The organism is Dialister sp. UBA1703 (assembly GCA_002320515.1).
Lineage (GTDB): Bacteria > Bacillota > Negativicutes > Veillonellales > Dialisteraceae > Dialister.
Genome location: DCJJ01000161.1, coordinates 28,016 through 38,246, shown reverse-complemented (window position 1 = coordinate 38,246; position 10,231 = coordinate 28,016). Strand labels below are relative to the sequence as shown.

Annotated in this window: 20 protein-coding genes; 18 read left to right on the top strand and 2 right to left on the bottom strand. The window is 50.7% G+C overall.

All coding sequences use genetic code 11. From position 1 onward, the window contains the following. Positions 1-43: 43 nt before the first annotated feature. Both B2Y11_RS07590 and B2Y11_RS07585 read right to left on the bottom strand, forming a co-directional pair. On the bottom strand, positions 44-628 hold the full coding sequence (locus B2Y11_RS07590; RefSeq protein ID WP_291057857.1) for a 3'-5' exonuclease: 585 nt from the start codon (positions 626-628) through the stop codon (positions 44-46). A 10-nt stretch (positions 629-638) separates the two neighbouring features. Continuing rightward, entirely contained in the window at positions 639-1,376 is a 738-nt protein-coding gene (locus tag B2Y11_RS07585; protein WP_291057856.1) for a hypothetical protein, read from the bottom strand. 789 nt (positions 1,377-2,165) lie between these two features. Between B2Y11_RS07585 and rpsJ the strand changes: the two genes are divergently transcribed. Genes rpsJ through rplR form a run of 18 tightly spaced genes read left to right on the top strand, consistent with a single transcriptional unit; the run spans position 2,166 to position 10,220 of the window. Further along, positions 2,166-2,477, top strand: a complete 312-nt coding sequence (gene rpsJ / locus B2Y11_RS07580; RefSeq protein ID WP_291057855.1) for a 30S ribosomal protein S10 — start codon at positions 2,166-2,168, stop codon at positions 2,475-2,477. Between the two features lie 12 nt (positions 2,478-2,489). Beyond that, entirely contained in the window at positions 2,490-3,131 is a 642-nt protein-coding gene (rplC, locus tag B2Y11_RS07575; protein ID WP_008859801.1) for a 50S ribosomal protein L3, read from the top strand. Positions 3,132-3,181: 50 nt separating this feature from the next. Continuing rightward, on the top strand, positions 3,182-3,805 hold the full coding sequence (rplD, locus tag B2Y11_RS07570; protein ID WP_291057854.1) for a 50S ribosomal protein L4: 624 nt from the start codon (positions 3,182-3,184) through the stop codon (positions 3,803-3,805). Next, on the top strand, positions 3,805-4,086 hold the full coding sequence (rplW, locus tag B2Y11_RS07565) for a 50S ribosomal protein L23 (RefSeq protein WP_291057853.1): 282 nt from the start codon (positions 3,805-3,807) through the stop codon (positions 4,084-4,086). The genes rplD and rplW overlap by 1 nt, the downstream gene beginning before the upstream one ends. Positions 4,087-4,100: 14 nt before the next feature. Then, a complete protein-coding gene (gene rplB / locus B2Y11_RS07560) occupies positions 4,101-4,928 on the top strand; it encodes a 50S ribosomal protein L2 (RefSeq protein ID WP_291057852.1) in 828 nt (275 codons plus the stop codon). A 17-nt stretch (positions 4,929-4,945) separates the two neighbouring features. Beyond that, the gene (gene rpsS, locus B2Y11_RS07555; RefSeq protein ID WP_291057851.1) at positions 4,946-5,221 is read left to right on the top strand and encodes a 30S ribosomal protein S19; all 276 of its coding nucleotides are present in this window, start codon (positions 4,946-4,948) and stop codon (positions 5,219-5,221) included. Positions 5,222-5,235: 14 nt separating this feature from the next. Beyond that, positions 5,236-5,571 (top strand): 50S ribosomal protein L22, encoded by a 336-nt coding sequence (gene rplV / locus B2Y11_RS07550; protein ID WP_008859806.1) that lies wholly within the window; start codon positions 5,236-5,238, stop codon positions 5,569-5,571. 18 nt (positions 5,572-5,589) lie between these two features. Further along, positions 5,590-6,351: a 30S ribosomal protein S3 gene (gene rpsC, locus B2Y11_RS07545; RefSeq protein WP_291057850.1), complete on the top strand. Its 762-nt coding sequence runs from the start codon at positions 5,590-5,592 to the stop codon at positions 6,349-6,351. Then, on the top strand, positions 6,351-6,776 hold the full coding sequence (rplP, locus tag B2Y11_RS07540; RefSeq protein ID WP_291057849.1) for a 50S ribosomal protein L16: 426 nt from the start codon (positions 6,351-6,353) through the stop codon (positions 6,774-6,776). Before rpsC ends, rplP begins: the two co-directional genes overlap by 1 nt. 1 nt (position 6,777) lies before the next feature. Continuing rightward, positions 6,778-6,984: a 50S ribosomal protein L29 gene (gene rpmC, locus B2Y11_RS07535; protein ID WP_291057848.1), complete on the top strand. Its 207-nt coding sequence runs from the start codon at positions 6,778-6,780 to the stop codon at positions 6,982-6,984. Positions 6,985-7,010: 26 nt separating this feature from the next. After that, positions 7,011-7,271 (top strand): 30S ribosomal protein S17, encoded by a 261-nt coding sequence (rpsQ, locus tag B2Y11_RS07530; RefSeq protein ID WP_291057847.1) that lies wholly within the window; start codon positions 7,011-7,013, stop codon positions 7,269-7,271. Between the two features lie 32 nt (positions 7,272-7,303). After that, positions 7,304-7,672: a 50S ribosomal protein L14 gene (gene rplN / locus B2Y11_RS07525; protein ID WP_008859811.1), complete on the top strand. Its 369-nt coding sequence runs from the start codon at positions 7,304-7,306 to the stop codon at positions 7,670-7,672. A 26-nt stretch (positions 7,673-7,698) separates the two neighbouring features. Next, positions 7,699-8,016, top strand: coding sequence for a 50S ribosomal protein L24 (rplX, locus tag B2Y11_RS07520; RefSeq protein WP_298026079.1), 318 nt, complete (start codon positions 7,699-7,701; stop codon positions 8,014-8,016). Between the two features lie 19 nt (positions 8,017-8,035). Further along, a complete protein-coding gene (gene rplE / locus B2Y11_RS07515) occupies positions 8,036-8,575 on the top strand; it encodes a 50S ribosomal protein L5 (protein ID WP_291057845.1) in 540 nt (179 codons plus the stop codon). Positions 8,576-8,587: 12 nt separating this feature from the next. Then, complete coding sequence (gene rpsN, locus B2Y11_RS07510; protein WP_291057844.1) at positions 8,588-8,857, top strand: 30S ribosomal protein S14; 270 nt, start codon at positions 8,588-8,590, stop codon at positions 8,855-8,857. A 20-nt stretch (positions 8,858-8,877) separates the two neighbouring features. Continuing rightward, positions 8,878-9,276, top strand: a complete 399-nt coding sequence (rpsH, locus tag B2Y11_RS07505; RefSeq protein ID WP_008859815.1) for a 30S ribosomal protein S8 — start codon at positions 8,878-8,880, stop codon at positions 9,274-9,276. Positions 9,277-9,293: 17 nt separating this feature from the next. Further along, positions 9,294-9,836: a 50S ribosomal protein L6 gene (gene rplF / locus B2Y11_RS07500; RefSeq protein ID WP_291057843.1), complete on the top strand. Its 543-nt coding sequence runs from the start codon at positions 9,294-9,296 to the stop codon at positions 9,834-9,836. 18 nt (positions 9,837-9,854) lie between these two features. Further along, complete coding sequence (gene rplR, locus B2Y11_RS07495) at positions 9,855-10,220, top strand: 50S ribosomal protein L18 (protein ID WP_008859817.1); 366 nt, start codon at positions 9,855-9,857, stop codon at positions 10,218-10,220. Positions 10,221-10,231 lie beyond the last annotated feature (11 nt).

Genomic DNA, 10,231 nt, shown 5'->3' with positions numbered 1-10,231 from the left:
GAACCTTCTGAACCCTATGAACCCGGGGGCGCCCTGTGCCCCCTCAGGTAGCCAGTTTCCTTTCTCCTCTTTTGACGGCGAATCGTTTCAAATCCTGGCCTGTCTTTTTCATGAGGGCTTCCACTGACGCGAGGCCTGTCTGTTCCAGGGCTTTCCGGACGATGTATTCGCAGGCTCTAGCGTCGTCCAATGCCTGGTGGTGATGGAAGTCAAAGCCCAGGTTTTCTGCCACGGTGTTCAGTTTGTGGTTTACCATGTCTTTCCACAGTTTCTGGGAGAGGACGACGGTGTCGCCGTAGCGGAAGTGGATGTCCGGCAGGTGGTAGTAGTCCAGGGCGGAGGCGAGGACGCCCATGTCGAAGCGGGCGTTGTGGGCGAAGACGATGGTACCTTCCAGCCGTTTGGCGATTTCGTCCCAGAAGTAGGGGAATGGTTCTTCGCCTGCCACGTCTTCGGGGCGGATGCCGTTGACTTTCATGCATCCGGCGTCAAATTTCAGTGTCATGGGGCGGATGAGGTGGTACCACTGGTCGATGACTTCTTTTCCGTCGCTGACGACGATGCCCAGGGAGCAGGCGTTGGCGGGGCCCCAGTAGGCGGTTTCAAAGTCGATGGCCGCGTATTTCATGGATCCTCCTTTAGATGGATGCGGTGAATTCATGGGTGCCATCTTCCAGCCAGCCTACTTCTACGGAGCGGTCGAAGGCAGATTTCATGCGGCGGGCCAGTTCGTTTCTGGCGGCGGCTACTTTTTTGCGGTTTGGCGCAAAGCCGGTGATGAGGATGAGGATGTTTTCGGAGTTTTCATCTACTTTCGCGGCGCTGCCGTCTTCGCAGTACCAGCGGTGGACTGCGGTTTCGTCTCCGAGGGATACCACCCATTCGCCGTCTTTCTGGTGGACGGTGAGGGGTGTCTTCCTGTCGCCCATGTTGAAGGCGTGGATGTCTACGTGGAATTTGAGCATGCCGCCCCGTACCATGTCCATCAGGGGGTTCGTGCGGGGAAGGACGTCGGAGCCTGCCAGTTCGTCAAGGCTTGCGGCTTTGGGCTGGGAGAGGATTTCGTAGTCTTCCTCTGCTTTGGCTTCTTCTTCCTCTTCTATGCCCAGTTCTTTTTTGTATTCTTTGAAGAGGGCGGAAATGGCGGTGGTGCCTTTCATGTGAAGATGAGTGAGGGCGTCATCGTAGCGTTTGATTTCTCCATCCGCCATGGCGGGGTTCATTTTGAGGAGCAGGTTCGCTTCGGTGCAGCAGCGGCGCCGGAAGGCTTCGGCTTCCAGGTTCACGCCCCGGTTGTCAATGGCCCGGATGGCCAGGATGCCTACGCAGAGTCCGGGAATGGTATCAAATAAGGTGTGGTCGTAAGTTACTTTCATTTTGTAAAACCTCCGTTTCATACAGGATTATTATATCATATGTCCGCTATCGGCTTACCGCTTACCGCCGGATGTCTCTGGCGTTTTCTTGCGGCATGCAGGGAAAGGGGGGCCAGTGGGCTGGTGTACTGGTGGGCTAGTGTACTAGTGTACTAGTGTACTAGTGGGCTAGTGTACTAGTGAGCTGGTGTACTAGTGGGAGAGTGGGACAGTGAAACAGTGAGACAGTGAAACAGTGGGACAGTGGGACAGTCGGCGGTCGGCTGTCGGCTTTCGGCTTTCGGCTTCCGGCTTCCGACTTCCGACTTCCGACTGTGGGTTTACTGCTTACTGCTTACTGCTTTTCAGAGGGCGGAAAGCGGAGAGCGGACAGCGGACAGCGGATAGCTGTGAAACATATATATGTATAATAAAAGGCCTCTGAGCTGTCCCCGGCCGGCGTAATTTTCCCTTTGGAACAGGTGGTTTGAAAAATTTTATCAAAATTTCATGTAAGAAGGTACACGCCAGGGCACGTGTTTATGTTAAAATAAGGTGCACCTAATACGGCTCGCACCTGTACTTATCGGGCGTGGGGGATTTCTCAAGAAAATTATTAAATTTTGATGAAACACTTGCATTCGACCTTGGAAAATAGTATGATTTAAAGGCTGAACGTTTGCGGGCTTTCGTACGAGGGCGAAGGCGCAGATGAGTCAGTCAAAAACTATGAAGTGGAAGGTGGCCTGCAGTGCAGGGGAATTTCCACGGAGCAGTTCATTCAGGAAATGAACGTAGGAGGTTTATCTAATGTCGAAACAGGAAAAAATCAGAATTCGGCTGAAAGGCTATGATCACAAAGCTGTTGATCAGAGCGCAGTGAAGATCGCGGAAACCGCTAAGAGAACAGGTTCCCGTGTCTCCGGTCCGATTCCGCTCCCCACGGAACGGAACGTGTATACCATTCTCCGTTCTCCGCATGTCAACAAGGACAGCCGTGAACAGTTTGAAATGCGTATCCACAAGAGACTTATTGACATCCTCGATCCGTCCAAGAAGACCGCGGATGCGCTGATGAGACTGGAACTGCCAGCCGGCGTCAGCATTGATATTAAACTGTAAGGAGGTGCAAAGATGTCTAAGGCTATTTTGGGAACAAAGTTAGGAATGTCCCAGGTGTTCGCTGAAAACGGAGACCTGGTTCCGGTAAGTGTTATTGAAGTTCTGCCAAACGTTGTAGCAGCTGTTAAAACCGTTGAAAGCGATGGATACAATGCTGTTCAGCTCGGTTATGGCGCTGTCAAAGAAAAACATTTGACAAAACCTGTAAAAGGTCAGTTTGAAAAGGCTGGTATTGAACCGGTTAAATATCTGCGTGAATACAGACTCGCTGAAAAGCCGTCTTACACAGTAGGCCAAACTCTGGCTGCTGATATCTTCGCAGAAGGCGAAATCGTAGACGTAATCGGCACCAGCCGCGGCAAAGGTTTCGCCGGCACCATTAAACGTTGGAACCATCAGCGCGGCCCTGAAAGCCACGGTTCCAAGAACCATCGTCAGACCGCTTCCCTCGGCGCTCGTATGTCCGGCGGCGGCGGAAAGGTATTCAAAGGCAAGAAGATGCCGGGACAGCTGGGCGGCGAAAGAGTCACTGTTCAGCATCTTCAGGTAGTAAGAGTTGATACTGCCCGTAATCTGATGCTTGTGAAAGGCGGGATCCCCGGCGCTAAGGGAAGCCTCGTCATGGTACAGGAAACTGTAAAGCCTGTAAAATAATATTGTCTGGAACAACAGAAAATTGTTCTGATTAAGGGAGGAACATCTCAATGCCGAAAGTAAAGCTGTATAATGTAGCCGGCCAGGAAACCGGTGAAATAGAGCTGAATGACAGCGTCTTTGGCGTAGACTATAACGAAGCTGTTATTCACCAGGCAGTGGTTCGCCAGATGGCTAATGAACGCCTCGGCACCCACGCCACAAAGACCAGAGGCCTTGTCCGCGGCGGCGGCAAGAAGCCCTGGAAGCAGAAGGGCACCGGTCGTGCCAGAGTCGGATCCATCCGCTCCCCACTGTGGGTTGGCGGCGGCACCGTATTCGGACCGACCCCCAGAAGCCATGCAAAGGCTATGCCGAGAAAGGCTCGCCAGCTGGCTGTAAAGTCTGCTCTTTCCGAAAAGCTCCGTGCGAATGAACTGGTTGTGATCGACACCATCCATTTCGACGCACCGAAGACTAAGGAAGTTGTTAAGATGCTGTCTGCATTCAACGCAGGCAAGGCTCTCATCGTTGACGGCGGCGATGCAGCTGAAAACACCGTTCTGTCCGCAAGAAACATTCCCGGCGTAAAGGCTTATGTTCCCAGCGGAATCAACATCTATGATATTGTAAATTATGACAAGCTGTTCCTCACCCAGGAAGCTGTTAAGAAGATTGAGGAGGTACTGGCATAATGGAAGTACGTGACATCCTCATTAAACCGATTATCACGGAAAAAACCACCGCTCTCATGGAAGAACGGAAGTACACTTTCCGCGTGCCGCTGGCTGCTACCAAGGTGGAAATCCGCCAGGCAGTGGAACAGATTTTCAAAGTCAAAGTTCAGGCTGTGAACACCATGCGTTATGAAGGCAAGATGAAGCGTCTGGGCCGTACCCAGGGTCGTCGCAGTGATTGGAAGAAAGCAATTGTTACACTCAAACCGGGCGAAACAATTGAGCTCTTCGAAGCGTAAGGAGGAGTTAATCAATGGCTTATAAATCTTTTAAACCGTATACTCCCGGACGCCGTCAGATGACCGTTTCCACTTTTGATGAAATCACAACAGATAAACCGGAAAAATCCCTTCTGGCTCCTGTTCATAATCATGGCGGTCGCAATGGCTCCGGCAAAATGACAGTTCGCCATCAGGGCGGCGGTCATAAACGTCAGTACAGAATTATCGATTTCAAGAGAAACAAGGATAACATCCCGGCAACGGTTGCTACCATCGAATACGATCCGAACCGTACCTGCCGCATTGCTCTGGTTAAGTACGCTGATGGCGAAAAGCGCTACATCCTGGCTCCTAAGGGACTGAAAGTTGGCGATGTCATCACCAGCGGCCCAGAATCCGATATTAAAGTAGGCAACTGCCTGCCTTTCACCAATATTCCTCTTGGTACCATCGTTCACAATGTGGAACTGAAAATCGGCAAGGGCGGCCAGATGGTCCGTTCCGCCGGCGCAAGTGCTCAGCTGATGGCTAAGGAAGGGGATTATGCACTGCTCCGTCTGCCTTCCGGCGAACTCCGCAGAGTACATATCCGCTGCCGTGCTACCATCGGTGTGGTTGGCAACGATGACCATGAAAACATCACCCTGGGCAAAGCAGGAAGAAACCGCTGGCTCGGCGTTCGTCCGGCTACCCGCGGCGTTGTAATGAACCCGAATGACCATCCGCATGGCGGCGGCGAAGGTAAAGCTCCTGTCGGACGTAAGCGTCCTGTTACTCCGTGGGGCAAGCCTGCTTACGGCGTGAAGACCCGCGACAACAAAAAAGCGTCTACCAAACTGATTGTTAAGAGACGCAAGTAAGATAAGGAGGAGTAAAAGTGTCCAGATCCGTAAAAAAAGGCCCGTTCGTCGCTTTCTCTCTGGTAAAGAAGATTGACGCTCTGAACGCAGCTAACGATAAGAAAATTGTTAAAACCTGGTCCCGTGCTTCTACTATCCTTCCGAGTTTCGTAGGTCACACCATTGCGATTCACGACGGAAGAAAGCATGTACCGGTTTACATCACTGAAGATATGGTTGGCCATAAGCTTGGCGAATTCGCTCCGACCCGTACTTTCAAGGGCCACAACAAGAGCGATAAGGCCGGCAAGTAACAGGGAGGAATAAAATGGAAGTTCAGGCAATTTCAAGAAATGTCCGCATTTCTCCCCGCAAGGTCCGCATCGTAGCTAACCTTGTCCGCGGCAAGAAAGCGGGAGAAGCTATCTCCATTCTGCGTAATACCCACAAGGCTGCTTCCATCGTGGTTGAAAAGACCCTGCGGAGCGCCATGGCTAATGCAGAAAATAACAACAACATGAACATTGATAATCTCTACATCTCCACCATTTATGTAGATGCAGGCCCGATCATGAAGCGCGTACATCCACGTTCTCGTGGACAGGCTTTCGGGATTATGAAACGTACCAGCACACTGACGGTAAAAGTTTCTGAAAAAGAGTAATCGAAGGAGGGAAACGTTTTGGGTCAGAAAGTAAATCCGCATGGAATGCGTGTAGGCGTGATCGATGACTGGGATTCCAAATGGTTTGCAGAAAAAGATTATGCTGCACTGCTTGTGGAAGATGCCAAAATCCGCCAGTTTTTAAAGAAGCACCTGTTCGTAGCAGGCATTTCCAAGATTGGCATTAAACGTGTAGGCAATCGTGTAAAGCTTGCCATTTATACCGCTAAGCCGGGCATGGTTATCGGTCGCGGCGGCACGGGCATTGAGGATATCAAGAAAGCCCTGGCTGCTGTAACTGACAAGGAAGTGGATATCGACATTCTCGAAATCAAATCCACCGACATGAGCGCTATCCTGGTTGGTGAAAACATTGCTTCCCAGCTGGAAAGACGTATCGGCTTCCGCCGTGCTGTTAAACAGGCTGTAGGCAGAACCATGCGCGCAGGCGCTAAAGGTATCAAGGTAACCGTTTCCGGTCGTCTGGGCGGCGCTGAAATCGCCCGCAGCGAAAGCTACCGCGAAGGTTCTATTCCCCTTCAGACTCTCCGTGCCAACATTGACTACGGTGTAACCGCAGCTCACACCACCTATGGTGCTATCGGCATTAAAGTCTGGATTTATAAAGGCGAGCTCGCTCCCGGCCAGGTTGTGGATGAAAACGAAAATGTCCGCACCAATAAGGACAGAGGCAACCGTCATGATGGCAACAGAAGAGGCGGCCGCCGTGGTGATCGCAGAGAACGCAGACCGAAAAACTCTGAAAGGAGTGATTCCTGATGTTAATTCCAAAGCGTACAAAATATCGTAAACAGTTCCGCGGCCGTATGAAAGGCAAGGAACATCGTGGAAACACCGTGACTTACGGTGAATTTGGCCTGGTTGCCACGGAACCATCCTGGATTACCAGCCGCCAGATCGAAGCAGCCCGTATTGCTATGACCCGTTATACCAAGCGCGGCGGCAAGGTCTGGATTAAGATTTTCCCGGACAAACCGGTTTCCGCTAAACCGATCGGCACCCGTCAGGGCTCCGGTAAAGGTGCTGTAGAATACTGGGTAGCAGTTGTGAGACCCGGCCGTGTTATGTTCGAAATGGGCGGCATCCCCATGGAAGCTGCAAAGGAAGCTATGCGCCTTGCAGGTCACAAGCTGCCGATCAAGACAAAGTTTGTAGTTAAAGGACAAGAAGTGGCAGGTGAATAAAATGAAGGTCAATGAAATTCGTAACCTGAGCACTGCCGAATTAGATGAAAAGGTTGCCGGCTTAAAGGAAGAACTGTTTAACCTCCGTTTTCAGCTCGCTACAGGACAGCTTGAAAATCCGATGCGTATCCGCGAAGTAAAGAAGACCATCGCAAGAATCAAGACTGTTCAGCGTGAAGAAGAATTGAAGGCTGCCAAGAAGGCATGACGGTTAATCCAAAGGAGGATCTCAACGTGGCAGAAGAAAGAAAGTTGCGCAAGGTGCGCCAGGGAGTTGTTGTCAGCGATAAGATGGACAAAACCGTCGTTGTTGCTGTAGAACGCAAAGTTCCCCACAAGCTGTACAAAAAATCTATTAATACCACAACCAAGTTCAAAGCGCATGACGAAAACAACGAATGCCGTGTCGGTGATACGGTACGCATCGTCGAAACTCGCCCGCTGTCTCGCGACAAGCGTTGGAGAGTTGAGAAAATCGTTGCCCGTCAGAACTGATATAGAAAGATAATTATAGGAGGATAGGCACGATGATTCAGCAGGAAAGCAGACTCAACGTTGCAGATAATACCGGTGCTAAGAACGTCCTGGTTATTAAAGTTCTGGGTGGTTCCTTCCGTAAGAGCGGCAATATCGGTGATATTGTGGTTTGCACGGTCAAAGATGCAACCCCCGGCGGCGTTGTTAAGAAGGGCCAGGTAGTCAAGGCTGTCGTAGTCCGCAGCGTAAACGGCGTAAGCCGCAGTGACGGATCCCATATCCGCTTTGATGAAAACGCAGTTGTTATTATTAAAGACGACAAGAGCCCGGTAGGAACACGTATTTTTGGACCGGTAGCAAGAGAACTCCGTGAAAGAGATTTCATGAAGATCATTTCCCTGGCTCCGGAAGTGCTCTAATAGGGAGGCAAATGATGAGTCAGAAACTGCATGTAAAGACCGGAGACACTGTTGTCGTTATTTCCGGCAAAGATAAAGGCAAGCAGGGCAAAATCAAGGCTGCTATGCCGAAGGAAGGCCGTGTAGTCGTTGAAGGCGTCAACATGGTTAAGAAACACATGAAACCGAGCCAGGCTAATCCCAAGGGCGGCATCATCGAGAAGGAAGCTCCGATTTATGCGTCCAAGGTCATGATCCTGGATCCGGAATCCAAGAAACCGACCCGCGTAAAGAAAGTCCAGCAGAAGGACGGCTCTTATGTAAGAGCAGCTGTTAAGAGCGGCGCTATTATTGACAAGGCTTAAGCGGGAAGGAGGATAACAAGTGTCCAGATTAAACGATTTGTACAAGGCGCAGATTAAAAACACCATGCGCGAAAAGTTCGGCTACAAGAATGACATGGAAATCCCGAAGCTGGATAAGATTGTCATCAACATCGGTGTAGGCGAAGCTACTGAAAACTCTAAAGCAGTTGATGCAGCAGCATCTGACCTCGCAGCTATCACCGGCCAGCAGCCGATGATCTGCAAGGCTCATAAATCCCTGGCTGCATGGCACATCCGTGAAGGAATGCCCCTGGGCTGCAAAGTCACCCTCCGCGGCGACAGAATGTATGAATTCCTCGATCGTCTGATCAACATCGCTCTGCCCCGTGTACGCGATTTCCGCGGCATCAGCGACCAGAGCTTCGACGGCCGTGGCAACTATGCATTCGGCGTAAAGGAACAGCTGATTTTCCCGGAAGTTGATTATGAAAAAATCGACCGTATCCGCGGCATGGATATCATTGTAGTAACTACGGCTAAGACTGATGAAGAAGCCCGCGAGCTCCTGCGCCAGTTCGGCATGCCGTTCAAGAAATAATCGGAGGACAATATGGCAAAGAAGTCTATGTTGGAACGCGAGAAGAAGAGAGAACTCGCTGTTCAGAAATATGCAGCCAAACGTCAGGCTCTGAAGGAAGCAGGCGACTGGGAAGCTCTTTCCAAACTGCCCCGCAACGCTTCTCCGACACGTCTGCATAACCGTTGCAAACTGACAGGCCGTCCCCACGGCTATATGCGTAAATTCGGAATTTGCCGTAACCAGTTCCGTGACCTGGCTTACAATGGCGAAATTCCGGGAATTAGAAAAGCCAGCTGGTAATTCGGGAGGAGGATTAAATAATGGTAACAACCGATCCAATTGCGGATATGCTTACCCGTATTCGTAATGCGAACGATGCATATCATGATAAGGTAGATATGCCTGCTTCTAAAATTAAGGCAGCTGTGCTTACGATTTTAAAAGATGAAGGCTTTATCAAAAACGTAGAACAGATCGAAGTCGAAGGCCACCAGGTTCTCCGCGTTTCCCTGAAATACGGCGCTAACCGTGAAAAGGTCATCAAAGGTCTGAAGAGAATTTCCAAACCGGGCCTGAGAGTGTATGCAGGCAAAGAAGAACTGCCGAAGGTTCTCGGCGGTCTCGGTATTGCAGTTATTTCCACATCCAAGGGCATCATGACTGACAAGGCAGCTCGCAGAGAAGGCCTTGGCGGTGAAGTTCTTGCGTTTGTCTGGTAATCCGTTGGAGGTATAGAATGTCAAGAATTGGCAAGAAACCTATTGCGGTCCCGGCTGGTGTGGAAGTCAAGATTGACGGCCATACAGTAACAGTTAAGGGCCCGAAGGGAACACTGTCCCGTGCACTGAGTGAAGAAATGGATATTAAGATGGAAAACAATGAAATCCTGGTTTCCCGTCCTAATGATGAAATCAAAAACCGTTCCCTGCACGGACTGACCCGTACCCTGATTCACAACATGGTTGTTGGTGTAACCCAGGGCTTTGAAAAGAAACTGGAAATCCAGGGCGTTGGCTACAATGCACAGATGCAGGGCACCAACCTGAAGCTGTCCCTCGGTTTCTCCCATCCGGTTATCATCACACCGCCGGAAGGTATTACAATCACCACTCCGTCTTCCGTTGTGATCCTCGTATCCGGCGCTGATAAGGAAAAGGTTGGCCAGGTAGCAGCTGAAATCCGTGCCTGGAGAGAACCGGAACCTTACAAAGGCAAGGGTATCCGTTATTCCGGTGAATACGTACGCCGTAAGGCTGGTAAGACCGGCGCAACAAAGTAAGACAGGAGGTAGAAAAATATGCGTAAAAATGCAAGCAGAAATGCGGTCATCCGCCGTCATCTGCGTCTTCGTAAGAAAATCTCCGGTACTGCTGCCTGCCCGCGTCTCAATGTGTTCAGATCCCTGGCTAACATTTACGCACAGGTCATTGATGATGAAGCTGGCGTAACCCTGGTATCGGCTAATACCTTAGATAAAGAAATCAAGGCTCAGTTCCCCTATGGCGGAAACGCTGAAGCAGCTAAGGCTGTAGGCGCTCTCGTTGCCAAGAGAGCTCTGGAAAAGGGCATTGAAACTGTAGTGTTCGATCGCGGCGGTTATATCTATCATGGCAGAGTGCAGGCTCTGGCTGAAGGTGCCCGCGAAGCCGGCTTGAAATTTTAAAAAGGAGAAAG

Bases quoted from the DNA above. Each gene is read 5' to 3' on its own strand.
- rpsN (WP_291057844.1), top strand. From the start codon at position 8,588: ATGGCAAAGAAGTCTATGTTGGAACGCGAGAAGAAGAGAGAACTCGCT.
- rplP (WP_291057849.1), top strand. From the start codon at position 6,351: ATGTTAATTCCAAAGCGTACAAAATATCGTAAACAGTTCCGCGGCCGT.
- rplW (WP_291057853.1), top strand. From the start codon at position 3,805: ATGGAAGTACGTGACATCCTCATTAAACCGATTATCACGGAAAAAACC.
- rplD (WP_291057854.1), top strand. From the start codon at position 3,182: ATGCCGAAAGTAAAGCTGTATAATGTAGCCGGCCAGGAAACCGGTGAA.
- rpmC (WP_291057848.1), top strand. From the start codon at position 6,778: ATGAAGGTCAATGAAATTCGTAACCTGAGCACTGCCGAATTAGATGAA.
- B2Y11_RS07585 (WP_291057856.1), bottom strand. From the start codon at position 1,376: ATGAAAGTAACTTACGACCACACCTTATTTGATACCATTCCCGGACTC.
- rpsJ (WP_291057855.1), top strand. From the start codon at position 2,166: ATGTCGAAACAGGAAAAAATCAGAATTCGGCTGAAAGGCTATGATCAC.
- rplC (WP_008859801.1), top strand. From the start codon at position 2,490: ATGTCTAAGGCTATTTTGGGAACAAAGTTAGGAATGTCCCAGGTGTTC.
- rplN (WP_008859811.1), top strand. From the start codon at position 7,304: ATGATTCAGCAGGAAAGCAGACTCAACGTTGCAGATAATACCGGTGCT.
- rpsH (WP_008859815.1), top strand. From the start codon at position 8,878: ATGGTAACAACCGATCCAATTGCGGATATGCTTACCCGTATTCGTAAT.
- rplB (WP_291057852.1), top strand. From the start codon at position 4,101: ATGGCTTATAAATCTTTTAAACCGTATACTCCCGGACGCCGTCAGATG.
- rplR (WP_008859817.1), top strand. From the start codon at position 9,855: ATGCGTAAAAATGCAAGCAGAAATGCGGTCATCCGCCGTCATCTGCGT.
- B2Y11_RS07590 (WP_291057857.1), bottom strand. From the start codon at position 628: ATGAAATACGCGGCCATCGACTTTGAAACCGCCTACTGGGGCCCCGCC.
- rplF (WP_291057843.1), top strand. From the start codon at position 9,294: ATGTCAAGAATTGGCAAGAAACCTATTGCGGTCCCGGCTGGTGTGGAA.
- rplV (WP_008859806.1), top strand. From the start codon at position 5,236: ATGGAAGTTCAGGCAATTTCAAGAAATGTCCGCATTTCTCCCCGCAAG.